This window comes from Photobacterium sp. 270122K (genome assembly GCF_059941365.1).
In genome coordinates, this window is record NZ_JBPOEN010000008.1 from 80,735 (window position 1) to 107,232 (window position 26,498).

The 26,498-nt window shown below is 51.2% G+C and carries 25 protein-coding genes and 1 other RNA gene; 14 read left to right on the top strand and 12 right to left on the bottom strand.

The window, feature by feature from the left end; translation table 11 throughout:
• Nucleotides 1-44: 44 nt before the first annotated feature.
• From gcvH to ACSF8W_RS15200, 4 genes are all read right to left on the bottom strand, one after another.
• Entirely contained in the window at nt 45-431 is a 387-nt protein-coding gene (gcvH, locus tag ACSF8W_RS15185; protein ID WP_500848241.1) for a glycine cleavage system protein GcvH, read from the bottom strand.
• 281 nt (nt 432-712) lie between these two features.
• Complete coding sequence (locus ACSF8W_RS15190; protein WP_500848084.1) at nt 713-1,921, bottom strand: FAD-dependent 2-octaprenylphenol hydroxylase; 1,209 nt, start codon at nt 1,919-1,921, stop codon at nt 713-715.
• A gap of 2 nt (nt 1,922-1,923) precedes the next feature.
• The gene (gene ubiH, locus ACSF8W_RS15195) at nt 1,924-3,111 is read right to left on the bottom strand and encodes a 2-octaprenyl-6-methoxyphenyl hydroxylase (RefSeq protein ID WP_500848085.1); all 1,188 of its coding nucleotides are present in this window, start codon (nt 3,109-3,111) and stop codon (nt 1,924-1,926) included.
• A 30-nt stretch (nt 3,112-3,141) separates the two neighbouring features.
• On the bottom strand, nt 3,142-3,786 hold the full coding sequence (locus ACSF8W_RS15200; protein ID WP_500848086.1) for a UPF0149 family protein: 645 nt from the start codon (nt 3,784-3,786) through the stop codon (nt 3,142-3,144).
• A 271-nt stretch (nt 3,787-4,057) separates the two neighbouring features.
• Here ACSF8W_RS15200 and zapA point away from each other — a divergent pair, with 271 nt between their 5' ends.
• The 5 genes from zapA to serA all read left to right on the top strand — a co-directional run bounded on the left by zapA (nt 4,058) and on the right by serA (nt 7,747).
• Nucleotides 4,058-4,360: a cell division protein ZapA gene (gene zapA, locus ACSF8W_RS15205; protein ID WP_500848087.1), complete on the top strand. Its 303-nt coding sequence runs from the start codon at nt 4,058-4,060 to the stop codon at nt 4,358-4,360.
• A 7-nt stretch (nt 4,361-4,367) separates the two neighbouring features.
• Nucleotides 4,368-4,550, top strand: a non-coding RNA gene (gene ssrS / locus ACSF8W_RS15210) — 6S RNA.
• 74 nt (nt 4,551-4,624) lie between these two features.
• Nucleotides 4,625-5,239: a 5-formyltetrahydrofolate cyclo-ligase gene (locus ACSF8W_RS15215; RefSeq protein ID WP_500848088.1), complete on the top strand. Its 615-nt coding sequence runs from the start codon at nt 4,625-4,627 to the stop codon at nt 5,237-5,239.
• 315 nt (nt 5,240-5,554) lie between these two features.
• Entirely contained in the window at nt 5,555-6,214 is a 660-nt protein-coding gene (gene rpiA / locus ACSF8W_RS15220; RefSeq protein WP_500848089.1) for a ribose-5-phosphate isomerase RpiA, read from the top strand.
• A gap of 303 nt (nt 6,215-6,517) precedes the next feature.
• Nucleotides 6,518-7,747 (top strand): phosphoglycerate dehydrogenase, encoded by a 1,230-nt coding sequence (gene serA, locus ACSF8W_RS15225; protein WP_500848090.1) that lies wholly within the window; start codon nt 6,518-6,520, stop codon nt 7,745-7,747.
• A gap of 146 nt (nt 7,748-7,893) precedes the next feature.
• Here serA and ACSF8W_RS15230 read toward each other — a convergent pair whose 3' ends face one another.
• The 6 genes from ACSF8W_RS15230 to tkt form a co-directional block, all read right to left on the bottom strand.
• Nucleotides 7,894-8,592 (bottom strand): oxidative stress defense protein, encoded by a 699-nt coding sequence (locus ACSF8W_RS15230; RefSeq protein WP_500848091.1) that lies wholly within the window; start codon nt 8,590-8,592, stop codon nt 7,894-7,896.
• 155 nt (nt 8,593-8,747) lie between these two features.
• Complete coding sequence (mscS, locus tag ACSF8W_RS15235; protein ID WP_500848092.1) at nt 8,748-9,653, bottom strand: small-conductance mechanosensitive channel MscS; 906 nt, start codon at nt 9,651-9,653, stop codon at nt 8,748-8,750.
• Between the two features lie 274 nt (nt 9,654-9,927).
• Nucleotides 9,928-11,004: a class II fructose-bisphosphate aldolase gene (fbaA, locus tag ACSF8W_RS15240; RefSeq protein ID WP_500848093.1), complete on the bottom strand. Its 1,077-nt coding sequence runs from the start codon at nt 11,002-11,004 to the stop codon at nt 9,928-9,930.
• Nucleotides 11,005-11,141: 137 nt separating this feature from the next.
• Entirely contained in the window at nt 11,142-12,305 is a 1,164-nt protein-coding gene (locus ACSF8W_RS15245) for a phosphoglycerate kinase (RefSeq protein WP_500848094.1), read from the bottom strand.
• A 79-nt stretch (nt 12,306-12,384) separates the two neighbouring features.
• Nucleotides 12,385-13,440 (bottom strand): erythrose-4-phosphate dehydrogenase, encoded by a 1,056-nt coding sequence (gene epd, locus ACSF8W_RS15250; RefSeq protein WP_500848095.1) that lies wholly within the window; start codon nt 13,438-13,440, stop codon nt 12,385-12,387.
• A gap of 279 nt (nt 13,441-13,719) precedes the next feature.
• Nucleotides 13,720-15,717, bottom strand: coding sequence for a transketolase (gene tkt / locus ACSF8W_RS15255; protein ID WP_500848096.1), 1,998 nt, complete (start codon nt 15,715-15,717; stop codon nt 13,720-13,722).
• 396 nt (nt 15,718-16,113) lie between these two features.
• Here tkt and metK point away from each other — a divergent pair, with 396 nt between their 5' ends.
• The 7 genes from metK to ruvX all read left to right on the top strand — a co-directional run bounded on the left by metK (nt 16,114) and on the right by ruvX (nt 22,141).
• Complete coding sequence (gene metK / locus ACSF8W_RS15260) at nt 16,114-17,268, top strand: methionine adenosyltransferase (RefSeq protein ID WP_428478378.1); 1,155 nt, start codon at nt 16,114-16,116, stop codon at nt 17,266-17,268.
• Between the two features lie 451 nt (nt 17,269-17,719).
• Nucleotides 17,720-18,205, top strand: a complete 486-nt coding sequence (locus ACSF8W_RS15265; protein ID WP_500848097.1) for a SprT family zinc-dependent metalloprotease — start codon at nt 17,720-17,722, stop codon at nt 18,203-18,205.
• Between the two features lie 185 nt (nt 18,206-18,390).
• On the top strand, nt 18,391-19,146 hold the full coding sequence (locus tag ACSF8W_RS15270) for an HNH endonuclease family protein (RefSeq protein ID WP_500848098.1): 756 nt from the start codon (nt 18,391-18,393) through the stop codon (nt 19,144-19,146).
• A 151-nt stretch (nt 19,147-19,297) separates the two neighbouring features.
• Complete coding sequence (gene rsmE, locus ACSF8W_RS15275; protein ID WP_500848099.1) at nt 19,298-20,029, top strand: 16S rRNA (uracil(1498)-N(3))-methyltransferase; 732 nt, start codon at nt 19,298-19,300, stop codon at nt 20,027-20,029.
• A 32-nt stretch (nt 20,030-20,061) separates the two neighbouring features.
• On the top strand, nt 20,062-21,012 hold the full coding sequence (gene gshB, locus ACSF8W_RS15280) for a glutathione synthase (RefSeq protein WP_500848100.1): 951 nt from the start codon (nt 20,062-20,064) through the stop codon (nt 21,010-21,012).
• A 140-nt stretch (nt 21,013-21,152) separates the two neighbouring features.
• On the top strand, nt 21,153-21,716 hold the full coding sequence (locus ACSF8W_RS15285; protein ID WP_500848101.1) for a YqgE/AlgH family protein: 564 nt from the start codon (nt 21,153-21,155) through the stop codon (nt 21,714-21,716).
• The gene (ruvX, locus tag ACSF8W_RS15290) at nt 21,713-22,141 is read left to right on the top strand and encodes a Holliday junction resolvase RuvX (RefSeq protein WP_500848102.1); all 429 of its coding nucleotides are present in this window, start codon (nt 21,713-21,715) and stop codon (nt 22,139-22,141) included. Before ACSF8W_RS15285 ends, ruvX begins: the two co-directional genes overlap by 4 nt.
• A gap of 532 nt (nt 22,142-22,673) precedes the next feature.
• Here ruvX and ACSF8W_RS15295 read toward each other — a convergent pair.
• Together ACSF8W_RS15295 and ACSF8W_RS15300 are read right to left on the bottom strand one after the other, a co-directional pair.
• Nucleotides 22,674-23,780 (bottom strand): PilT/PilU family type 4a pilus ATPase, encoded by a 1,107-nt coding sequence (locus tag ACSF8W_RS15295; RefSeq protein ID WP_500848103.1) that lies wholly within the window; start codon nt 23,778-23,780, stop codon nt 22,674-22,676.
• A 19-nt stretch (nt 23,781-23,799) separates the two neighbouring features.
• The gene (locus ACSF8W_RS15300) at nt 23,800-24,837 is read right to left on the bottom strand and encodes a type IV pilus twitching motility protein PilT (RefSeq protein WP_428479762.1); all 1,038 of its coding nucleotides are present in this window, start codon (nt 24,835-24,837) and stop codon (nt 23,800-23,802) included.
• Nucleotides 24,838-24,860: 23 nt separating this feature from the next.
• Here ACSF8W_RS15300 and ACSF8W_RS15305 point away from each other — a divergent pair, with 23 nt between their 5' ends.
• Nucleotides 24,861-25,571 (top strand): YggS family pyridoxal phosphate-dependent enzyme, encoded by a 711-nt coding sequence (locus tag ACSF8W_RS15305; RefSeq protein ID WP_500848104.1) that lies wholly within the window; start codon nt 24,861-24,863, stop codon nt 25,569-25,571.
• A gap of 105 nt (nt 25,572-25,676) precedes the next feature.
• Nucleotides 25,677-26,495: a pyrroline-5-carboxylate reductase gene (gene proC / locus ACSF8W_RS15310; protein WP_500848105.1), complete on the top strand. Its 819-nt coding sequence runs from the start codon at nt 25,677-25,679 to the stop codon at nt 26,493-26,495.
• Nucleotides 26,496-26,498 lie beyond the last annotated feature (3 nt).

Sequence of the window (26,498 nt, forward strand, 5' to 3'; positions counted from 1 at the left end):
CGTGTTCGCAAGAAAAAAGCCCATCGTTGGGCTTTTTTTATCCGTTAATCGTCATCATCGGCGATCACATCAAGATAACTGTCCGCATCCAGCAAATCCCCGTCTTCACCGTCATCATCCACTTTGATTTGGAATAACCAGCCGTCACCGTATGGATCGCTATTCACTAACTCTGGCGACCCTTCTAGCTCTTCGTTTACCGCCACCACAAACCCGGTTAAGGGCGCATAAATGTCTGACGCGGCTTTCACCGATTCAGCCACCGCACAGTCTTCACCGGCTTCTGTGGCACTGTCTAGTTCCGGTAAATCCACAAACACCATATCACCCAATAAGGATTGGGCATGATCGGTAATGCCGATGGTGTACACACCCTCCCCTTCAGGGCGCACCCATTCGTGCGTGTGGGTATATTTCAATTCAGAAGGGATATAGCTCATCGTAAACGTCCTTATGAAAATAACCTGCTCGACACCGAAAAAAGCATCAGGCAGCACGGGTTTCGTCATCATGAAAGAGAGCGACATCGTGGGATACGCCGCCCCTCGTTTTTCCTGATATTTACTGTAGGAGAAAAATTCCCGCTCCGGATCGATTTTTTCAAACTTGCGATAAAGCGCTATTTATTCATAGTATTAACTGAAGAAATCGGCATTCATCAGGCATAAAAAAACCGCCCAACAGGCGGTTTAAAATCAGCAGTGCGTATCACTCAGTAACGGGCCAAATCCGGCAACTCACCGCTCAGTCCCAATGCGCGACGCATAAACTCGTCTTTCAGTCCCGGCGCCTTATCGGCCAGCAACATACCCAAATCACGCACCAGCTTTTTCGCCGGGTGCGCGCCAGCAAACAAGTCTTTGAACCCTTGCATCGCCGCAATCATCTTGGCCGCCTCGGCTTTACGCCAGCGCTCATACGGACGCAAGTTCGCCAGCTTGCCGATGTCTTGATCCTGTTGCCACAAGCGTTTCACTTCTTGTGCCAAGGCCGCGGCATCTAACAAGCCAAGGTTTACCCCCTGACCCGCTAAAGGGTGAATGGTGTGTGCCGCATCCCCCACTAACGCCACGCGATCACGAACGAAACTGCGGGCATAACGCATCTTCAATGGCACAGCTCGACGCTCACCTTCCACCTGACATAAGCCCAAGTGATTATCGAACGCGCTCGTCAAACGCTTGTTGAATTCGCGGTCTGACATGGCACATAACGCGTCCGCTTCTAGCGGCGGCATTGACCACACAATCGAGCACAGGTCTGCCTCAGGCAAAGGTAAAAATGCCAACGGCCCTTCCGGACGGAAGATCTGACGCGCGGTATTCTGGTGCAGCTCGGCGCAGCGAATGTTCGCCACAATCGCACTGTGGCCGTAGTCCCAATGGGTCAACGGAATATCCAGTTTGTCACGCAGCCATGAATGCGCGCCATCCGCGCCCACCACCAGCTTGGCAGTCAGGTGTTTACCGGACGCCAGCGTCAACCAGGCTTCGCTTTCACCAAACACGATATTCTCGCAACGCTCAGGGGCCAACAAGGTGACGTTATCCTGTTGCGATACCTTGTCCCACAAGGCCAATTGGATCACACGGTTTTCAACAATGTGCCCCAAATTCGGCTGGGCTAAACGCGCGGCATCAAAGGCGATCTTGGCAAAGCTGTCTTGTTCCCACACCTGCATTTTGTCATACGGGGCACTGCGGCGGGCTTCAATGCCCTGCCATGCGCCCACGCGGCGCAAAATACGTTCACTGGCACGGCTTAAGGCAGAAACACGCAGATCGGGCAATTCCGCCAAGGTCGGATCCGGTTGGTGACCTTCAATCACGGCAATCCGCAACTCGGTTTCCGCCAACGCGGCCGCCAAGGCCAAGCCCACCATTCCACCGCCAATAATCGCGATATCAACACTTTGCATCATGGTTATCTTTCTACCTGTCCCATCGCTCGCCGTACCAGCGGAGCTTTCAATACATCAAAGGTGTTCATGGCCATCAGACCAAGATTACGCCCCGCCACCAGCGGCATCAGATCGTTAGCAAACACACTCACCAGCCCCGCCGTCATGCCAATCGTGGCATCACGATCCGGTGTTCGACGCTGGCGATAACGGCTCAGTACCGCCGTGCTACCGGCATCGCCAGTTTTCGCCACGCCAGCGACAATTTCTTCCGCCAGTGTCATCACATCACGCAAACCCAGATTAAAACCTTGTCCGGCAATCGGATGCAGGGTTTGTGCGGCATTGCCCACCACCGCCACACGGTGTGACGTCACACGCTGGGCTTGACGCAGTAACAACGGATACGCACTGCGGGCACCGGTTTTGATCAGTTGCCCTAAGCGCCAACCAAAGGCCGACTGCAGGTGTGCCAAGAACTCATCATCACTCCAGTCCATCACGGTATCACGCGCATCCGGACGGACACACCACACCAGTGAACTGCGCCCTTCCGACATCGGCAGCAAGGCCACCGGGCCGTGCGGCGTAAACCGTTCAAACGCACGGCCACGGTGCGGCTCGGCGGTCGTCACATTGGCAATCACCGCCACTTGTTCAAAATCGTATTCACTGCGACCAATGCCGACCATGTTGCAACAGGCCGACACCGCACCATCGGCGGTCACCAACAGCTTACCGCTCAGCGAGGCACCGGTGTCTAACGTCAACGTCACCGCTGTTTGACTGCGCGCAATGGCACAAATCGTGGCGGGACAATACATATCGACCGCGTGGGTGTCGGCCAACATCTGATGAAAAATGCGACCGGCATCCGCCAATTCAATCACATACCCCAACGCATCCACCGCAAGTGCATGAGCGTCCATCGTCACACGCCCTGCATGGCCGCGATCCGAGACATGGATATGGTCAATCGCCGTCGCCACCGCAGACAATGGCGCCCAGCATCCAAGATGATCCAAGGCATGCGCGGATCCCAATGACAGCGCAATGCTGCGCGCATCATAGCCCGGATGCTGATCCTGCTGCGGCGCGACCGCTTCAACGACCGCAATGCGCAACTGCCCGCCGCTCAAACGGTCTAACGCAATTGCCAACGTGGCACCTGCCATCGCCCCACCGGCAATGACGACATCGTACTGCTTCACATTTCGCCTCTTCGTGATGACCGTGATGGATTAATGCAAGGTTGGCTGATCGTCAGACGGGGCACTAAGCGCATCGTCTTCATCAACGTCACCGCGCTGGCTCAAGCCCACCAAACACACCAACACGCACTCCGGCACGTACGCCACGATGTTATCAAACAGCATCGCTTGCTCGTCCATTTCTTCGTCTTCATCAATGCCAAGCTGGGCGATTTCTTCCAACGCCGCGACCGCTTCTGTCACATCGTCAGAAAGGGTTTGTTTGTCCATGCCCATCAGGCCCAGACCCGAAATAAAATTGGTCACCCATTCACTCAAGGCTTCCGCACGCACCATCAAGTCCGCGTCGTCTGCCGGTAGCAGAAGGGAAACATGGAAATCCACGTCGGCCAATTCTGCCGCCGTCGAGGTAAACAGGGTTTGTGTCACCTGTGTCAGCTCACCGGACACCGCAGTAAACACAGAACGCACCACACTTTTGGCGCCGTCTGTCATCACTTCGCCCTGATTGGCGTAATCGCAGATCGGGGTGAGCCATTGTTCGCCGTCGACGGCCAGTCCGCCACAGATCATGCCGCTCAACAAACCGTGCAATTCTGACGGTGTTACAGCAAGGCCCTGCTCTTTCAAGCGTGGCTCAAGGATTTCGTAAGCTGGCAATTTCACTTCGCTCATGGCGTTCACCTTTTTCTCGTGGGTGTCTATAGGGGTATCTATGGTAGAGTATGCTACCACTTAACCGAAAGCAGCGTCACTTGGCAATTCCGGCCGCAGGGCCACGTTTACCTCAATCTGGTTAATATCTGATTAGTCAGACACTATTGAGCATAAAGCGTGATATGCTTGCTTGCATGTTGGTAGGGCTTTTTCTATATTGAGCCACTAAACGCGTATCGCAAGCGGAATGCTATATTGAGCAATCTGACACGGAGCAGATTAAAAAGCTATGAGTAATCAGGCAGTAGAAATTCAGATTTTTGGCCGCACCCTTAAAGTGAATTGCCCAACCGGTCAGGAAGAGGCATTGCGTGCGGCTGCCGCTGATTTTGACCAGCGCCTGAAGGATCTCTCTGAACGTACGAAGATCACCAACCCAGAGCAACTTTTGATCTTCACCGGTCTCAATATCTGCAACGAGCTTCACAGCGAGCGCCAAGAACAACAACGTAGTGCTGAAAAGATGTCCAATAGAATCAACCAGATGGAAGATTTATTGGAGAAAGCATTGCAATATCAGCCTGAGCGTTGATAATGAATTGACCCTGGGGTGTTCGTCAGCGGATTAACGTCCCCGAGCCGATAAGCAAATACCCAGGATCAGCTTTGATTAGCTATTGAGCATGCTCGGCCCGTACCGAGAAGCCTACGGTTAATGTTGCTGGTCCACCTTGAACATCTGGTTCAAGGGCCTAAATTCGCAACGGCACCCTGGGGCATCCCTTTGCAGCGACGAACGGAATTCGTCCGCTTACTGAAACGACACCTTGTCAGTCAGAACGTCATTGGATGACCCATGAAACCTGCCCCACACGCACGCGCTTCACACACCTCCGTTCGACAAATATTACGCCAACAGATCCGCCAACAACGTCGCGCGCTCAATGCAAATGAACAAACACAAGCCGCACACGATCTCTTGGCCCGATTTCGCCAATCCCCACAACTTGCTCAAGCACAACACATCGCGCTCTATCTGGCCTATGACGGCGAAATTGATACCCAGCCCCTGATCCATTGGCTGTGGCAGCAAGGGCGTGATGTCTATTTGCCGGTTCTGCACCCGTTCAGCCCGGGGCATTTGTTGTTTTTACACTACACCCCGACCACCCCCATGCACACCAACCGCTATGGCATTGCCGAGCCCAAACTGGATGTCCGGGCGGTGAAACCTGTTATGGCGCTCGACGTCATTTGCACTCCCCTGGTGGCCTTTGATCAACACGGACAGCGTTTAGGCATGGGCGGCGGCTATTACGACCGCACCTTAACGCAGTGGCACCAAAGCCGTCAGGGGCCGCGTCCGATTGGCCTTGCCCACGACTGTCAGCACGTTGCCTCTCTGCCGGTTGAAGCGTGGGATGTTCCCTTGCCTGATATTCTCACCCCGTCTCGCCATTTTCATTGGTAGTCCCTGCGATTTTGTCGTGATAAGACCCTGGCCTTAAAACAGCGCTTAAAACCGTTATTCAAACGGGGCTAACGGCTGTTATGTGAGTATTTATCCGCCGTCTTTCTGCGCTTTCTCCGACGCTCTGCCCCCTCTTGACGCAATCGTTTGGTTTTTTATCACCACAGCGCCAACATTAAACCTATGTTATTAATAGAATTATCTTTTCTCCCTGCCTCTAGCACAAAAAACATTCCCGCTTAGGGACTGACGACACGCACGGCTTTGGCTATAATCAGCGCTCTGCGCTATGTATGTCATCATCAGGAGAAAAGCATGACACAAGATGAAATGAAAAAAGCTGCCGGCTGGGCTGCACTTGAGTACGTCAAAAAAGGCAGCATTGTGGGTGTGGGCACTGGCTCAACCGTGAATCACTTCATCGATGCTTTGGAAACCCGTAAAAAAGAAATTAGAGGGGCGGTATCGAGCTCTGTGGCTTCAACAGAACGCCTGGAAAAAATCGGCATTCCTGTGTTTGATGCTAACGAAGTGGCGAGCCTTGATGTGTATGTTGACGGCGCTGATGAAATCAACGGCGAATACGACATGATCAAAGGCGGCGGTGCAGCCCTGACCCGTGAAAAAATTGTCGCGGCTATCGCCGACAAATTTATCTGCATCGTCGATGACACCAAGCAAGTTGACGTCCTAGGCCAATTCCCACTGCCTGTGGAAGTGATCCCAATGGCGCGCTCTTTCATTGGCCGTGAGTTGGTGAAGTTGGGTGGCGATCCGGTCTACCGTGAAGGCTGCATCACCGATAACGGCAACATCATTCTGGATGTGCACAACATGGCGATCACCGACGCGAAAGATCTGGAAGACAAAATCAATGCCCTTCCAGGCGTGGTTACTGTCGGTCTTTTTGCTCACCGTGGTGCAGATGTGCTGCTCATGGGCACCCCGGAAGGCGTGAAAAAATTTGAAAAATAACCGTTTAGCGTAGATTCCTCTTTCTCTATGAAGGAATAGCGCTGAATACGTTACTTTCTTACGAAACGGCATCATTTATGCCGTTTTTTTTATTCAGTTCTGTAATATTTTTACCCATTCTGGTTATTTTTTGGTAGTTTAAGCAATAGCATGTAAGCAACCTATAACGTGACGAGAATAGGCACCTCCGGATTCGGTGAGCGCATTAGCACACCCAAATCAGCGAAGCATTTCCTTCCCGCTTCCCCTTCCCCAGAGACCAATATCGCCACGTTATGCCTCACGTATTAAGGATGGATATCAATGGCACACTTTTCACTGGATAAAGAAAAAATAAAGATCTTGCTACTCGAAGGCGTACACCCTTCGGCGATCGAGGTGCTACAACAAGCGGGCTACAGCAACATTGAGTACCACAAAGGCTCGCTCTCCGGTGAGGAGCTTCAAGACGCCATTGCCGACGCCCATTTCGTCGGGATCCGTTCGCGCACCCAATTAACGGAAGAGGTGTTCAGCGCGGCGAAAAAACTGATCGCGGTCGGCTGCTTCTGTATTGGTACCAACCAAGTCGATCTGACCGCTGCGGCAAAACGCGGTATTCCCGTTTTTAACGCCCCCTTCTCAAATACCCGCAGTGTGGCAGAATTGGTCCTTGGTGAAATATTGCTATTGATGCGCGGGATCCCAGAGAAAAATGCCAAAGCCCACCGTGGCGAGTGGATCAAATCCGCCGATCAATCCTATGAAGCCCGTGGTAAGCGTCTCGGTATTATCGGTTACGGCCACATCGGTACGCAGTTGGGGATCCTCGCTGAAAACCTGGGCATGAAAGTCTATTACTACGATATCGAAAACAAGTTGTCGCTCGGTAATGCCACGCAAGTCATGACCATGAGCGAGCTGCTCAACAAGTGTGATGTGATCAGTCTGCACGTACCGGAAACAGCGGGAACGCAAGATATGATGGGCGCAGAAGAATTTGCCCGCATGAAACCGGGAGCCATCTTTATCAATGCAGCCCGTGGTACCGTGGTCGATATTGACGCGCTGTGTAGTGCCTTGGAAAGCAATCACCTTGCCGGTGCAGCCATTGATGTCTTCCCGATCGAGCCTGAAACCAACAAAGACCCGTTTGAAAGCCCACTGATGAAGTTTGACAACGTGTTGCTGACACCGCACATCGGCGGCTCAACGCAAGAAGCCCAAGCCAACATCGGGGTGGAAGTGGCAGGCAAGATGGCCAAATATTCTGACAACGGTTCAACCCTGTCAGCCGTTGGCTTCCCAGAAGTGTCTTTGCCTGAACACCGTGATTGTTCACGTCTGCTGCACATCCACGAAAACCGTCCGGGTATTTTGAATCAGATCACCACCATCTTTGCCTCGGAAGGCATCAACATTGCCGCCCAATACCTGCAAACGGGGGCTGAAGTGGGTTACGTCGTGATTGACGTCGAAACCGAGCGTTCAGAAGAGGCATTGACGAAGCTCAAAGCCATCGACGGCACCATTCGCGCCCGTATTCTGCACTAAACGGTTCGAGGTTCGAGGTTCGAGGTTCGAGGTTCAGTAATATTATGAAAATGGGACACGGCAACGTGTCCCATTTTTTTCATCCGTGCTTTATCTGGCTTTTCCTGCTTTTCCTTTAGACGCGCCCCTCGTCCCTGCTCTTTTGCTTAATCTTCCAGCTTAAACGTCACTGCCACTTGGTCACGAATGGTGATCTGGGCATCTTGGTAGGTCATGGCCGCTTCATTCGGGCTGTCCATCGCCATACGCATCATGATCGGGCGTGGCTGATTAGACTGATACGAAATATTCCATACCCCATCCAACTTCTCACCAAAGCCTTTCGCTAGCGATTCCGCTTTATTGATGGCATCTTGAATCGCGGCCTGACGCGCTTGCTCTTGGAACGTTTTCTCATCACGCACTTTCAGCTCAATAACATTGATGCGGTTAATACCATCCCCTAAGGCATGATCCAAATAGGTATTGAGGTTATCCAGTTGATTCACCGTGACCGTGATCGTACGGCTGGCACGGTAGCCTTTCAGCTGTGGCGCATTGTTTTTCGGGTAGGTGTATTGTGGCTGCAAACTGATATTGGCACTTTGGATCTGATTGCGCTCTAAGCCCTGCGCCAGTAAGCGCTCAACAAATGCCGTCACGGCTTGGTCCGCCGCCTGCTTGGCGGCTTGTGCGGTCGGCTTCACTTCTTCCACCGCGACAGAGAACACGGCCATATCCGGTTGTACTGTGATCTCACCGCTGCCGGTCGTTTCCAAATGCGGGACTGAAATATTCGCTGATGCCACGCCGCTTGTGCCTAATAAACCGAGCCCGAGCATCACTGCCAAAAGGTGTTTTTTCATCGAAATTGTCCGTCTTTATTTTAGGATATGTACCTTCGACAACAACATAGGGCAAAAGATTCCATTGATTTCATCTTTTTTGTACATTGTTTTATTATGTAAAAAAAAATGGAGCCAAACGGCTCCATTTTTTAAATCAATTCAGCAACAAAGGCTTAGCCTTCAAGCTTGTTAAGATGCACATCCATTTGTGGGAATGGGATCTCAATACCTTCTTCATCAAGACCTTCTTTGATCGCTTGTAGCAAATCAAAGTACACGCCCCAATAATCTTCCGTGTTCACCCACGGGCGAACCACAAAGTTCACAGAAGAGTCAGCCAATGCCACAACACCCACTGTCGCTTCAATGTCTTTCAGCACGCGCGGCTCAGCAGCAACAACGCGCTCTAGTACGGCTTTGGTTTTCTTCAGATCCGCTTTGTAAGACACGCCAATCACAAAGTCGATACGACGGGTCGCATGACGCGAGTAGTTCGTGATTGGACCACCAATGACACCTGAGTTAGGCACAACAACCATTTTGTTGTCAGTAGTTTTCAAAATAGTAGAGAACACCTGAATCGCTTCAACTAGGCCTGATACGCCGCCCACTTCCACAAAGTCACCTGACTTAAATGGACGGAACGCAACAATCAAGACACCCGCAGCAAAGTTAGACAGTGAGCCTTGCAATGCCAGACCAATCGCTAAACCGGCGGCACCGATCACAGCAACCACAGACGCAGTTTGTACGCCCACACGGCCCAATGCCGCGATCAAGACAATCACAAACAACAGGTAACGAACCAGCGAGTGCAAGAACTCGACGACGGCTTCGTCCATTTCTTTTTTGCGCAGTACTTTTGCTACGCCGTTGGCGATGCCTTTGGTGATCATATTACCGATAAACAGGATCAACAGGGCAGAAATGATGTTCACACCATACTGCACCAATAAATCGTGGTTATCCGCAACCCAGTTACCAGCATGCAATACGCCGTTGGTCAAATCATTATCGGTAATGGTGTCCACTACTTTGTCAGTTACATCAGTTACCGTTGAAGCAACGCTCTCACTCATATTTATCTCATCCTGCTTGTGGCATGACCCACCCGCCTGTTAAAGCGAAGTTGCGGTCATACGCGTCGATAAAGAATATTTACTATTTATGCAATCATCACTATATCAGCGATCAGTGCGGTATGGCCAAAAACGATGGCCATTTTATGCGCAGGATAATAACCCTACTGCCACTGAACACCAATAAAAAAGTAGATTCAAATCACACTTCACATTGTTCAGATATAAAAAAGCCCGCGAGTGCGGGCTTTTCTGAATTTCGTTTAAAACGAAATTATAGTACGTCGATTGCGTTTAGGTCAGCGAATGCTTTCTCTAGACGAGTAACCATTGACGCCTGGCCAGCACGTAGCCATACGCGTGGATCGTAGTACTTCTTGTTTGGCGCAGATTCGCCTGTTGGGTTACCGATTTGACCTTGTAGGTAATCACGGTTTTCAGCTTCGTAAGTACGAACGCCATCCCAGTTAGCCCACTGAGTATCAGTATCGATGTTCATTTTGATAACACCGTAAGAGATAGACTCTTTGATTTCTGCTTCAGAAGAACCAGAACCACCGTGGAATACGAAGTTTAGTGCGTTTGGTGCAATACCAAACTTCTCAGCACAGTATGCTTGAGAATCACGTAGAATCGTTGGAGTCAGTACAACGTTACCTGCTTGGTAAACACCGTGTACGTTACCGAAAGATGCTGCGATAGTGAAACGAGGGCTGATAGCAATCAGTTTCTCGTATGCGTAAGCAACGTCTTCAGGAGAAGTGTATAGCTCAGACGCGTCCATATCAGAGTTGTCTACGCCGTCTTCTTCACCACCAGTACAACCTAGTTCGAATTCTAGTGTCATACCCATCTTTTCCATGCGAGCAAGGTACTTAGCACAGATTTCGATGTTCTCTTCTAGTGACTCTTCAGATAGGTCGATCATGTGAGAAGAGAATAGAGGCTTGCCAGTTTCAGCGAAGAATGCTTCACCCGCGTCTAGTAGACCGTCGATCCAAGGAAGTAGTTTCTTAGCCGCGTGGTCAGTGTGAAGAATAACAGGTACACCGTAAGCTTCAGCAACAGCGTGTACGTATTTAGCACCAGCAACAGCACCAAGGATTTGTGCACCTTGACCTTCTAGTTTCACGCCTTTACCAGCGAAGAAACCTGCACCGCCGTTAGAGAACTGAACAACAACTGGTGCTTTTACTTTAGACGCTGCTTCAAGAACACCGTTGATTGAGTCAGTGTTAACAACGTTAACAGCTGGAAGTGCAAAGTTGTTCTCTTTTGCTACTTCAAATACTTTCTGTACGTCATCGCCAGAAATTACACCAGGTTTTACGAAATCGAAGATCTTAGACATAACAATAGTCCTATTTACCTTGTTGTCTTGTGAATTTAAAATCTTTGCAAACGTTTGCGACTGGCCAGTATTCTATTAAAACCTGCTCCAATGCACAAACGTTAAAGTACGGGAGCTTCATGCTCCCGCCTTATTTATTACGCTTTTGCACGCTCTTCTAGCATTGCAACCGCTGGAAGTACTTTACCTTCTACGAACTCAAGGAATGCACCGCCGCCTGTTGAAATGTAAGAAACATCCGCTTTGATACCGAACTTGTCGATAGCCGCTAGTGTGTCACCACCGCCCGCTACAGAGAAACCTGCAGATTTCGCGATAGCTTCAGAAATACCTTGTGTACCCGCTTCGAAGTTCTTGAACTCGAATACGCCAACAGGGCCGTTCCAAAGAATTGTTTTTGCGTTAGCAATGATGTCAGCAAGTACCGCTGTTGAATCTGGACCTAGGTCGAAGATCATGTCGTCATCTTGAACGTCTGCAACGTTCTTGATTTCAGCTTCTGCGTTTTCATCGAATGCTTTTGCACATGCAACGTCAGTTGCAACTGGAATCGCACACTCTTTCATTAGCTTCTGTGCCGTTTCAACCAGATCAGCTTCGTATAGAGACTTACCTACGTTGTGGCCTTCTGCTGCGATGAAGGTGTTTGCGATACCGCCACCAACAACTAGCTGGTCAGCGATTTTAGACAGAGACTCAAGTACAGTCAGCTTAGTCGATACTTTAGAACCACCCACGATAGCAACCAATGGACGCTCTGGGTTGCTCATTGCTTTACCTAGTGCTTCTAGTTCAGCCGCTAGCAATGGGCCAGCACATGCTACAGGTGCGTGCATGCCTACGCCGTGCGTAGACGCTTGTGCACGGTGAGCCGTACCGAATGCATCCATCACGAATACGTCACACAGTGCTGCGTATTTCTTAGATAGTTCTTCTTCGTTCTTCTTCTCGCCTTTGTTAAAGCGAACGTTTTCAAGCACAACAAGCTCACCGGCGTTTAGCTCTAGGCCGTCTAGGTAATCTTTCGCCAATGTCACGTCGCAATCTAGTGCGTCGTTTAGGTAGTTAACCACAGGAGCTAGAGAGAACTCTTCCGCGTACTCGCCTTCAGTCGGACGACCTAGGTGAGAAGTAACCATTACTTTTGCACCAGCTTCTAGGCAAAGCTTGATGGTTGGTAGTGATGCAAGGATACGTGCATCTGAAGTCACTTTACCGTCTTTTACTGGTACGTTCAGGTCAGCACGGATAAATACGCGTTTACCTGCTAGATCCAGGTCAGTCATCTTGATTACAGACATGGTTTGTCCTCTCAACATTAATTAAATTAAAAAATCAAAGTTTTGCTAGCTCAGCGTCACTGCCAAGCCCTACGAATTCTTATTGCTCGCTGCTCACCGACGGAATGTGCCCGGTTGCATGCATGGCTAACGCGGTATCGAGCATCCGGTTAGCAAATCCCCACTCGTTATCACACCACACCAACAGCTTGATCAAATGCTGGTTACTCACGCGGGTTTGGGTGCCATCAACAATCGCACTGTGGGGATCGTGATTGAAGTCAGTCGACACCAAGGGGGCTTCGGTGTAATCCACTATGCCATCTAATGTACAACGAGACGCCTCGGCCAGTGATTGATTTACGTCATTAACTTTCACATTTGTTTTTATTGTGACACTTAAATCCATCGCTGTAACATTTATTGTCGGAACACGCACAGAGATCGCTTCAAATTTGTCAGAAAATTTCGGGAATATACGTCCGATCCCGAGATGAAGTTTGGTATCAACCGGAATAATAGACTGACTGGCGGCGCGTGTACGACGGAGATCGGTATGGTAGGCATCAATCACTTGCTGATCATTCATCGCGGAGTGAATAGTCGTGATGGTGCCGGACTCGATCCCGAAGTGTTCATCCAGCACTTGGATGATAGGAACGATGCAGTTAGTGGTACAAGAACCGTTGGACACAATCTTGTGTTCCGGTTTCAGTGAAGTGTGATTCACACCGTAGATGATGGTGTGATCAATGTCATTGGCAGCAGGATGGGAGAACAACACTTTTTTTGCGCCCGCAGCAATGTGGGCATCGCCGTCGGCGCGGGAGCCGAATACACCAGTACAATCGAGCACGATATCTATATTGAGATCTTGCCAAGGAAGCAGGTGGATGTCGCTTTGATGCAAGATACGGATACTGTCTTGCTCACCGTTTTGATGGGCAATAAACAAGTGCTCCTGGTCATGGCTGACAGGCTTGCAAAATCGGCCATGGCTGGTGTCATATTGCAGGAGGTGAGCCATCGCTTCCGGCTCAGCCAACTCATTGACTGCCACTACCTTAATCTGTTCAGACTTTCCGCTTTCGTACAGCGCTCTTAACACGCTGCGGCCGATGCGGCCAAATCCATTAATTGCGACGTTTAGTGTCATATCCGTGCTACAAAATTAATAAGCCGGACTAGTGTATACCAAGCGATACGTAGAATCACCATAATTGTGAGCAGGGTCACCACCCCACTTTACGACCTTTATAATCAACAGCTTAATCGCATTTTTTCGCTTTTTGCAGACAAACGAAAGAGAAATACAGCCGTGACCAATGTCTCATTTTATATAAAAAAAGCCTCCGCTTGGGAGGCTTTTTTTGCTTAGCGAAATAAATCACCTTATCGGGCATCACACCCGATAGCGGTTATTTATGACTGACTATTACGCCAATAGGCTCTGTGCGGTTTCTACCACGTTATCCACGGTAAAGCCGAACATCTCGAACAGTTGATCCGCAGGTGCAGACTCACCGAACGTGGTCATGCCGATGATGCGACCGTCAAAGCCCACATACTTGTACCAGAAGTCAGCAATGCCCGCTTCGATAGCAATACGTGCGGTTACATCTGATGGCAATACCGCTTCACGGTAAGCCGCATCTTGCTTGTCGAACGCATCGGTTGCAGGCATAGACACCACGCGTACCGCTTTGCCTTCTGCAGTTAACTGCTCTGCCGCTTTCACGGCCAGTTCAACTTCAGAACCGGTTGCAATCAAGATCAGCTCAGGCTTACCTGCGCAATCTTTCAGGATGTAACCACCGCGAGCGATGTTCGCCACTTGCTCCGCATTACGCGGTTGCTGTGCCAGGTTTTGACGCGAGAAGATCAACGCAGATGGGCCATCTTTACGCTCAATCGCCAGTTTCCACGCGACGGCTGATTCCACCTGATCACATGGACGCCATGTGCTCATGTTCGGTGTCAGACGCAGTGATGCGATTTGCTCAACCGGTTGGTGCGTTGGGCCGTCTTCGCCCAGACCGATAGAGTCATGGGTGTACACTTGGATGTTCTGAATTTTCATCAGCGCAGCCATACGCATGGCATTACGTGCGTATTCCATGAACATCAGGAAGGTCGCACCGTAAGGCACAAAGCCACCGTGCAGGGCGATACCGTTCATGATCGCCGTCATGCCGAACTCACGCACACCGTAGTGGATGTAGTTACCTGAGAAATCGTCTGCTGTCAGTGATTTAGAGCCAGACCACATGGTCAGGTTAGACGGTGCAAGGTCTGCCGAGCCGCCCAAGAATTCAGGTAGCATCGCACCGAACGCTTCCAGTGCGTTTTGTGACGCTTTACGAGACGCAATGTTCGCAGGGTTCGCTTGCAGATCAGCAATGATAGCGGATGCTTTTTCTTCCCACTCAGCAGGCAGTTCACCGTTCATACGGCGCTTAAGCTCAGCCGCTTCAGCAGGGTAAGCCGCTGCGTAAGCTGCGAATTTCTCGTTCCATGCGGCTTCTTTTTCAGCGCCCGCAGCTGTTGCATCCCACTCTGCAGCAATATCTGCAGGGATTTCAAACGGACCGTGTTCCCAACCAAGGAATTCACGTGCCGCTGCAATTTCTTCTGCGCCCAGTGGTGCACCGTGACAGTCGTGAGAGCCTGCTTTATTTGGAGAGCCAAAACCGATAATGGTCTTGGTACAGATCAGCGTCGGACGACCTGTTTCTGCTTTTGCTGCTTCAATCGCTGCATTGATTGCGTCAGCATCGTGACCGTCAACCGCAGGGATCACGTGCCAGCCGTACGCTTCAAAACGTTTAGGGGTATCGTCAGAGAACCAACCTTCTACGTGACCATCGATAGAGATACCGTTGTCATCCCAGAATGCGATCAGCTTGCCCAGACCTAGCGTACCCGCCAGTGAACACGCTTCGTGCGAGATCCCTTCCATTAGACAGCCGTCGCCCATGAACACGTACGTGTTGTGGTTAACGATGTCGTGGCCTTCTTTGTTGAACTGTGCAGCCAACGCTTTTTCAGCCATTGCCATACCCACGGCATTGGTGATGCCCTGGCCTAGCGGACCGGTTGTGGTTTCAACACCCGGTGCGTAACCGTATTCAGGGTGACCCGGTGTTTTTGAATGTAGCTGGCGGAAATTTTTCAGATCATCAATCGACAGCGCATAGCCTGTCAGGTGAAGCAGAGAATAAATCAGCATCGAGCCATGGCCGTTTGATAGCACAAAACGGTCGCGATCAGCCCACTCAGGGTTCTGTGGGTTGTGGTTCATGTGGCCACGCCACAATACTTCAGCAATATCAGCCATACCCATTGGTGCACCTGGGTGACCTGAGTTTGCTTGTTGGACACCGTCCATGCTGAGGGCGCGAATGGCATTAGCGAGTGCTTTACGAGAAGACATGTCTGCTCCAGAAATTCCTAGACTATTTAGATTCGGTTTGATCTCGGTCTTCATGACCCAGATAACCAGAGTTCGGCGGGCGGGTATTGTCGCAAACACTGCCCTATATCTGCAAACGATTTCCTTCCTAAAATGAGTGTTATATCAAAGCGCTGATCGCAGACTTCGCTCAACTGACTGTAATAAAAGCCCGCCAAGGTAATCGTTTGCTTGCCAGATTCCGTATTTCCGTAACATTCGTACGGTTGATTTTATACGGTGAGCAGGTATTATAGACGTCTAGACGGAGGTAGCTCTATACATACAAACGTATACACGGATATATAGTGTGTGTTTTCTTCTCGATATTGGGTATAGAGCCCATCATTTCAACAAACATTACTTGTGGGAGCGCTCATGGCGAAGCACCTGTTTACTTCTGAATCAGTATCAGAAGGTCATCCAGACAAAATTGCAGACCAAATTTCAGATGCAGTATTGGATGCGATCTTAGAACAAGATCCTAAAGCACGTGTGGCGTGTGAGACTTACGTAAAAACCGGCATGGTAATGGTTGGCGGTGAAATCACCACGTCAGCGTGGGTTGATATCGAAGAAATCACCCGTCAAACCGTGCGTGAAATTGGTTACGTCAACTCTCAAATGGGTTTTGATGCCGACTCTTGTGCCGTACTGAGTGCAATCGGTAAGCAGTCACCAGACATCAACCAAGGTGTTGACCGTGAAGATCCACGTGAACTGGGCGCCGGCGACCAAGGTATCATGTTTGGTTACGCGACCAACGAAACTGACGTGCTGATGCCAGCACCGATCACGTACGCACACCGTCTGGTTGAACGTCAGGCAAAAGTGCGCAAGAACGGCGCACTGCCATGGTTGCGTCCAGATGCAAAATCTCAGGTAACCTTCCAGTACGACCAAGGCAAGATCGTCGGTATCGATGCCGTGGTACTGTCAACGCAACACTGTGACAGCATTGACCTGCCAGTACTGCAAGAAGCCGTCATGGAAGAAATCATCAAGCCAGTACTGCCTTCAGAATGGCTGAACAAAGACACCAAATACTTCATCAACCCAACCGGTCGTTTCGTTATCGGTGGCCCAATGGGCGACTGTGGCCTGACAGGTCGTAAGATCATCGTTGATACCTACGGCGGCGCAGCGCGTCACGGTGGTGGTGCATTCTCTGGTAAAGATCCATCAAAAGTAGACCGTTCAGCAGCATACGCAGCACGTTACGTAGCGAAAAACATCGTTGCAGCGGGCATGGCAGATCGCTGTGAAATCCAACTGTCTTACGCCATCGGTGTTGCAGATCCAACGTCTATCATGATCGAAACGTTCGGTACTGAAAAAGTATCACACGACATCATCGTAGAAGCGGTACGTCAGCACTTCGACCTACGCCCATACGGCCTGATCGAAATGCTTGACCTGTTGAAGCCTATGTACAAGAAGACAGCGGCTTACGGTCACTTCGGTCGTGAAGAATTCCCTTGGGAAGCGACTGACAAAGCTGACATCCTGCGTGACTTCGCTAACCTAAAGTAAGCGATAGTCCATCAGTAAGATGACACGAAAAAAGGAAGCCTCGGCTTCCTTTTTGTGTTTTTAAGGGACGAGGAAAAGCGTTTTAAGGGACGAGTATCGAGTCTAAAGGCACGAGAAAGAGCGGTCCTGTGGTCCTGTGGTCCTGTGGTCCTGTGGTCCTGTGGTCCTGTGGTCCTGTGGTCCTGTGGTCCTGTGGTCCTGTGGTCCTGCAAGCAGGATTTCAGATCCCCTTATGGATGCAAGCACTTCCGCTCCTGCTTTTTCCATAGGACCTTAGTGCCATAGGTCCGCTTTTGCTTTTGCTTTTCCGCTCTGACTCGAAACTCGTCCCTCGGCGCGCAGCATGACTAGTCCCTGCTCTTCTGCTTTTATTCGTCCCTTTAAACTCGCCCCTTCTCTCCCCCTGCTAAATTTTTTATACTTCCCCTTTCCACCAGCACAGTGCCTGACCATGTCCCCACTCCACGACCAAGTGACCGCCCGTGTCGCGCAATGTATAAAAGTTGCCAATCAGCGACTGAACAAGCGTATGCCGATGCCCGTAGTCAGCTTTACACAGCGGGGAAAAATTGCCGGCACCGCCCATTTACAACGTTGGGAAGTGCGCTTTAATCCAGTGCTGCTGGCGGAGAACCCTGATGCCTTTCTCAATGAAGTGGTGCCTCATGAAGTTGCGCACCTTGTGGTGTTCAAACGCTTCGGCCGCGTGCGTCCCCATGGCCGGGAATGGCAGGTCGTGATGCAGGAAATCTTTGGCGTCCCCCCGCGTACTACCCATCGCATGGATGTCAGTTCCGTACAAGGCACAACCTACCTCTATCGCTGTCAGTGCCAAGAGCACTCACTCACGGTACGCCGTCATAACAAGGTGCAACGTGGCGAAACCCAATATCGCTGCCGTCGTTGCGCACAACCGCTTGAGTTTATACCGGCGTAAAGCCTGTTATCCCCGCCGTACTCCCTCTTCCCACGCTTCTTGTTTCTCTTATTCCTTTCATTCTTCTCATCTTGCTTCGTTCACGGCTGAATCCATGTAAATAACAAAAAACACAGTGTGACCCCCTTCTAAAACCCCTGTTCAGTGATAGGCTTATCAGTATCATTCACTGTTCAAGGACTGCCATGCGACACCTCATGCCCACTACACCTCGCCACGCTTGCTACGGATTGGCACTGACCCTACTGCTGCCTTTTGCCACCACGGCGCACGCGGCTGAATCCACGGTGGTAAAAAAATCCACCAGCGGGATCTGCCATGACAGCAGCAGCGCGTCTTATCAACGCACCAAGAATTTCACCGCCTACGACAGCCTTTCAGCCTGCCTTGACAGTGGCGGTCGTCTGCCAAAAGGCGCACAAACGAAAAAGCCGACAACCACCGCCAATAGCACCACTTACCAACGCCACTATTTCGGTCACGGCTGGAGCGATAACGATAAAGACTGCCAAAATGCCCGCATGGAAACCCTGATCGCCCAATCGGTGGGCCAAGTGCGGTTCAAAGATGACAAACAGTGCCACGTGGTTTCAGGCCGTTGGAACAGCGCCTATTCCGGCAAAACCATTTATCAAGCGTCTGATATCGATATTGATCATATCGTGCCGCTCAAATGGGCATGGGAACACGGCGCCAACACATGGACGACCCACCAACGTAAAACCTTTGCCAACGATCCGAAAAATCTGGTCAGCGTGGAAGCGTCGCTCAATCGCCAGAAAGGCGCCAAAGGGTTAGATGAATGGCTGCCACCGAAAAACCAATGCCAGTACATTCCGCGTTTTCTCGGGGTGGTGAAAAGCTACAAGCTGACGCTGACCCCGCGTGAAACCACGCAATACCAAGCCTTGCTTGCGCGTTGTAAAAACACCGCGAAATAATCGCCCTCAAGCGTGTAAGCGGGTCAGTGTGCGACCGCTTACACCCTCATCCGTCCCTCTGCCGCCCCTCAGCCAACGGTAACATTGTGATCCCTGTTCGACTGGGGTATATAATACGGCCAGAATAAACCCAACAGGTTACAAGATAGCCATGAGAATCCCACGTATTTACCACCCTGAAGCCCTACCGTCTTCAGGCACCGTGCTGCTGAGCGATGATGCAGCAAACCATGTTGGCCGTGTGATGCGTATGCAAGCCGGACAAGAGGTTTTACTGTTTGATGGCAGCAATGCCGAATTCCCTGCCGTGATCACGCAAGCCAGTAAAAAGAGTGTGGAAGTCGAGATCCAAGCCCGTCATGAGAACAGCAGCGAATCGCCGCTGGATATTCACCTCGGTCAGGTGATTTCTCGTGGTGATAAAATGGAGTTCACCATCCAGAAATCCGTGGAACTGGGTGTAAACACCATTACGCCTTTGATTTCAGAACGTTGTGGCGTAAAACTCAATGCCGAGCGTTTCGACAAAAAAATGCAACAATGGCAGAAAATCGCCATTGCCGCGTGTGAACAATGTGGCCGTAACGTCGTACCTGAAATTCGCCCGGTCATGAAATTGGAAGACTGGTGCGCAGAAACGTACGATGGTTTAAAACTGAACCTGCACCCACGCGCAAAATACTCCATCAACACCCTGCCTACGCCAGTCACCAACGTACGTTTGCTGATCGGCCCGGAAGGCGGTTTAACGGCCGAAGAAATCAGCATGACAGAACAATACCAGTTCGATGAAGTGCTGCTTGGCCCACGCGTGCTACGCACAGAAACCGCGGCAATGACCGCAATCACGGCGTTGCAGGTGCGTTTCGGCGATCTTGGCTAATGCCCAACGGGAAGACTAACGAGGAAAAAAGAATGATCAAACTGGGTATCGTGATGGATCCCATTGAATCCATCAATATCAAAAAAGATTCCAGCTTTGCCATGATGATGGAAGCCCAACGTCGCGGTTGGGAAATCCACTACATGGAAATGAATGACCTATCACTCGAGCAAGGTAAAGCCGTTGCCCGTACCCGAGTGGTCAGCTTGAAAGAAGACCCAACGGGTTGGTTTGAATTCACCAGCGAGCAGGAAATTGCCCTGTCGGATCTCGATGCGGTACTGATGCGTAAAGATCCCCCGTTCGACACCGAGTACATCTACGCGACGTACATCCTTGAGCGTGCTGAACTGGAAGGTGCACTGATCGTCAATAAGCCACAGAGCCTGCGTGACTGTAACGAAAAACTGTTCACCGCCTGGTTCCCTGAGCTCACACCAATCACCATGGTGACGCGCCGCGCCGATAAGATCAAAGCGTTCCACCAAGAACATGGCGACATCATCCTGAAGCCCCTTGACGGCATGGGCGGCTCGTCGATTTTCCGTGTAATGAAAAACGATCCGAACGTCTCTGTGATCATCGAAACCCTGACCGCTATGGGCCAGAACTACTGCATGGCGCAAACCTTTGTGCCAGACATCAGCAACGGTGATAAGCGTATTTTGGTCGTCGACGGCGAACCGATGCCATACTGCCTAGCCCGTATTCCGGCTAAAGGCGAAACCCGCGGTAACTTGGCGGCCGGTGGCCGTGGTGAAGCGCGTCCGATCAGCGAGACTGACCGTAAGATCGCAGAAGCAGTAGGCCCAACACTGAAAGAAAAAGGCCTGATCTTTGTGGGTCTTGACGTAATCGGTGACAAGCTGACCGAAATCAACGTCACCAGCCCAACCTGTATCCGTGAAATTGAAGCCGCGTTTGATATCTCTATCACCGGCAAACTGATGGATGCGATTGAGCGTCGTATCAACAAGGCGTAAGCACCCGCTCACCCCGCCTTGATACGCATAATCCGCAACCGGCCTCGGTTGCGGATCCTCACCAGAAAACACGCCCAAGATACCAATTCTGCCGATTAGTCGGCATACTGTTAGAAAGCAGACAGGTAGCAGGTAGTCCCATGAATTTGACCAATCACTTTCTGGTTGCGATGCCCAGCATGCAAGATCCCAACTTCAAAGGCAGTGTCGTCTACATCTGTGAACACAACGATGAAGGCGCGATGGGCATTGTTATCAACCTACCGATTGATATTTCGGTCGGCAGCATGCTCGATCAAATTGAGATTGAACGCGAACAACCGATCACCAATCCTGACAGCCTAGAACAACCGGTCTTCAATGGCGGGCCTGTCTCGGCCGATCGCGGCTTCGTGCTGCATAATCAAACGGGGCGTTTTAGTTCCAGCATCACGCTCACAGAGCAAGTCGCGGTCACGACCTCTAAAGATATTTTGTCCCTGCTGGGCACCCATGAGGCACCGGATCACTTTCTGGTGGCACTGGGGTATGCCGGTTGGGATGCCGGGCAACTTGAGCAAGAGCTCACGGAAAATACCTGGCTGACCACCGAAGCGGATCCGGACGTGGTGTTCAGCACACCGATACATGAACGCTGGGCGAAAGCCATTGCACAACTCGGCATTAATGCCACCCACCTTTCGATTGATAAAGGACACGCATGAGTCAAGCACGTAGCGTCTTAGCCTTTGACTATGGCACCACAAGCATCGGTGTCGCTATCGGCCAAGAGCTGACTGGCACCGCCAGCCCTTTAGCGGCGCTAAAAGCCAAAGATGGCACCCCGAACTGGGATGACATTGGAAAAATCCTGAAAGAATGGCAACCCGATTTAGTCGTGGTTGGCCTGCCGCTGGATATGCACGGCGGTGAGCTGGAAGCCATCACCCCGCGCGCGAAAAAATTTGCTAACCGCCTGCATGGCCGTTTTGGCTGTCAGGTCGAGCTGCATGACGAACGCCTGAGCACCGCAGAAGCCCGCTCTTCCCTGTTTGATCGCGGTGGCTACCGTAACCTGAGCAAAGGCAACATCGACTCCCAGTCTGCCGTTGTGATCCTCGAAAGCTGGTTCGAGCAGCAGTACGGCTAAGCGGTTCGAGGTTCGAGGTTCGAGGTTCGAGGTTCGAGCAAAAACGTAAAATTCCCAAAGCGAACGTCAATAGCGTTCGCTTTTTTGTATTCGCCTTTCCTCGAAGCAAAGCGTGACCCGTCCCGCTTTTACTCGTACCTTTATTGCCATAGGGCCTTAGGGCCGCTCTTCACCGCTTTCCCCTTCAGACTCGCCCCGCTCTTACTCGAAACGAGGAACTAGGATCTCACCCCTGCCCTCCCCGTACACCTTTTTCAACGATCAACACCCTTACGCTGACCGCCCTCTGCGGCTACTCAAACGATCCTCGCGGATCCTTGACTGCACAAGGTGCGATCAGCTTGTACAGCTTTTGGACACCTTAAACTCAAAAGCTCTATAACCTGATCACGTTGGAGGGCATCTCCACTAAGCCCTATAAAAACAACACCTTCTGTAGCACATTGTTTTATAAGCAATAAAAAAGCGTTAGGTCGGTGACGATCCTAACGCTTTTCGATCATGGGGGGTCAATAACGGTTTAGCGCGGGTATTAACCCATATCAACCGTCACACCGTTCAAGGTGCTTTGGAAGATCTTATCTTTACTGCCCACTTTGATCATCAGACGCAAGTCATTCGCAGAATCCGCATGGTGCAAGGCATCCTGCTCGGTGATCTTGCCTGTGCGGAACAACTCATACAGGGACTGATCAAACGTCATCATCCCCGCTTCGGTGGATTTTGCCATGGTGTCTTTGATTTCATGCAACTCACCACGGCGGATCAAATCCGCCACACGCGGGGTATTGAGCAACACTTCAAATGCCCCGTGACGCCCCATCCCGTGTGCATCCGGGATCAACTGCTGCGCCAAAATACATTTCAGGTTCAGGGACAAATCAAACAAAAACTGATCGCGGCGTTCTTTCGGCACTAAGTGCAAAATACGCTCCAACGCCTGGTTGGCGTTGTTCGCGTGCAAGGTCGCCATACACAAGTGACCGGTTTCGGCAAAGTTCATCGCGTACTCCATGGTTTCAGGGGTACGGATCTCACCGATCAGAATCATATCCGGTGCCTGACGCAGGGAATTTTTCAACGCTACTTCGTAACTTTCGGTATCCAACCCGACTTCACGCTGGGTCACGATACATTGATTATGCTTGTGCACAAATTCGATGGGATCTTCCACTGTCAGGATATGACCGCTACGGTTACTGTTACGGTAACCGGTCATGGCCGCCAACGAGGTGGATTTACCCGAACCCGTCGCCCCGACCACCAGCACCAAGCCACGCTTGGCCAGCGCCATCTTCTGCATATCCATCGGCAGGTTCAGCGAAAAGATATCCGGAATTTTCGTTTCAATACGACGGATCACCATTCCCGGCAATTCACGCTGCCAAAAAGCACTCACACGAAATCGGTTTTCACCCCGTACTAGAGCAAAGTTCGCCTCTTTCGTGATCTCAAACTCAGTGCGCAGGCTGTTGTCCATTGCATAATCAAACATCATATCGACCGTATCAAGGGTCAGGGTTTCACCGATAGGATGCAAGCTACCATCGACGCGCAGCAGACACGGTGCATCTACAGTAATGTAGAGATCCGAGGCTTTACTGCTCACCATTTCATTGAGCGCTTCTTGTAACGTCATGGGGATTCCTTAAATCGGGTTAAAACTGGACAAAGCTACTGTCGACTACACGGCGCCCTTCTTCGGCTTCGACCAGTCCTTGTGCCACCAACATTTTCACACTCTGCTCCATGGTCTGCATGCCCATCGACGAGCCGGTTTGGATCATGGAATACATCTGTGCCACTTTGTCTTCACGGATCAAGTTACGGATCGCCGGCGTGGCCATCATCACTTCGTGTGCCGCAATACGGCCTCCCGTGACACGCTTAAGCAGCGTCTGTGACACCACCGCACGTAACGATTCTGACAGCATTGAACGCACCATCGGCTTATCGCTGCCCGGGAAAACGTCAATGATACGGTCAACGGTTTTGGCGGCCGAGCTGGTGTGCAAGGTGCCCAATACCAAGTGACCGGTTTCTGCGGCGGTTAGCGCGAGACTAATGGTTTCCTGATCACGCAATTCCCCCACCAGAATGACATCGGGATCTTCACGCAACGCAGAACGCAGGGCGTTCTGGAAACTATGCGTATCACGGTGTACTTCACGCTGGTTAATCAAGCAACGCTTACCGGTATGAACAAATTCCACCGGATCTTCGATGGTCAAAATATGGCGATTAAAATTATCGTTGATGTAGTCCACCAATGCCGCAATGGTGGTGGATTTACCGGAGCCTGTCGCCCCTGTCACCAGTACTAAACCACGCTGACACTGTGCAATCTGGTAAAAAATATCGGGCACTTGCAGCGATTCCAATGTCGGAATATCGACCGGAATAGTACGGAACACCGCCGCACTGCCGCGCCCCTGACGAAAGGCGTTCACACGGAAACGGCCCACATCCGGTAACTCAAAAGAGAAATCCACTTCCAGCTTTTCTTCAAACTCACGACGCTGAGCATCGTTCATGATGTCAAACACCAAACGGTGTACTTCACCATGGTCTAACGCGGGCAAGCTGAGCTTACGTACATCACCATCCACCCGGATCATCGGAGGCACACCCGCAGAAAGGTGCAGATCGGAAGCATTATGCTTTACACTAAAGTCCAGTAGTTCGGTGATATCCATCAATTTTCCCCAAAGAATCAATTATGAACAGTATCAAGCAAAACATAGTGCAGGTCATCTCTCAGATTGACACTGCAACAGAAAAATGCGGTCGAAATGCAGGTTCCGTGCAACTTTTGGCTGTAACCAAAACAAAACCCATTGCAGCTATCGAAGACGCCATTACTGCCGGCCATTATGCCTTCGGTGAAAACTATGTTCAGGAGGGGGTGGAGAAAATCCAATATTTCGCACAAAAATCTTACCCTGAACCGCTGTGCTGGCACTTCATTGGCCCAATTCAGTCCAATAAAACCCGTCCGATCGCAGAGCACTTTGATTGGGTGCATTCCATTGACCGCGCCAAAATCGCGCACCGATTAAGTGAGCAGCGTCCCGCTCATCTGCCGCCACTCAATGTATTATTGCAAGTGAACACCAGCGGTGAAGACAGCAAAGCCGGTTTGAACTTTGCGGAAGTGGCCGCCTTGGCCGATGACGTGGCCAGCATGCCGAATTTGGTGCTGCGCGGCCTGATGTCGATCCCAGAGCAAGCCGATGACTACGACAGCCAGTTCGCGGCGTTCAGCAGCCTGCGTGATGCCATGACGGCGCTGCAAGCCAAACACCCACAACTCGATACCCTGTCAATGGGCATGAGTGGCGATCTAGATGCCGCCGTGGCTGCAGGCAGTACCATTGTGCGCATTGGTACCGCCATTTTTGGCGCCCGTGATTACACGACAAAAAAGTAACAGAACGTTGCAATACAACGTATAAATAATGCCACAACGTATAATCAGCCAAGGAAGGGCTGTGTCCTCCCTTTTGGCCTCTCGACATGATTGTAAGGATTTAACATGGAACAACGTACGATTGCCTTTATCGGTGCCGGTAACATGGCCCGATCTATCATCGCCGGTTTGATCGCCAGCGGGTATGCGCCCGATTTGATCACCGCGACCGCGCCGAGCCCTGCCCGCCGTGAGCCACTGGCGCGTGATTACGGGATCCACACCACCGACAATAATCTGCATGCCGCCTCTCAGGCCGATGTGATTGTGCTGGCGGTGAAACCGCAATTAATGGCAGAGGTCTGTCAGCCGCTGCAAATTCTCGACTTCTCCGGCAAGCTGGTGATTTCGATTGCCGCCGGCATCAATGCCAACCGTCTTAATGAAATGCTGGCGACCAAGCTTAACCTTGTTCGCGTAATGCCCAACACCCCGTCATTGATCGGCAAAGGCATGAGCGGCCTGTACGCGGGGGCGGATTTGAACGTCAACGATCGCCAGTTTGCGGAAGACTTAATGCATGCTGTCGGTGAAGTGTGCTGGGTGGAGCAAGAGTCTGGCATTAACGGCGTGATCGCGGCGGCAGGCAGTGCGCCGGCGTATTTCTTCCTGTTTATGGAAGCGATGCAGGCAGAAGCTGTGGCACAAGGCTTTAGCCCAGAGCAAGCCCGCCTACTGGTACAACAATCGGCATTGGGTGCCGCTGAAATGGTCAAAGCCAATCCAGACATTGCGCTGGATACCCTGCGTGAACAAGTCACCTCAAAAGGCGGCACCACGGCAGAAGCGATCCGCACCTTTAACGATCGTCAACTTGGTGATACCGTAGCCCAAGCGATGCGCGCGGCGGTTGCCCGAGCTCAAGAAATGGAAACATTATTTTAAGGT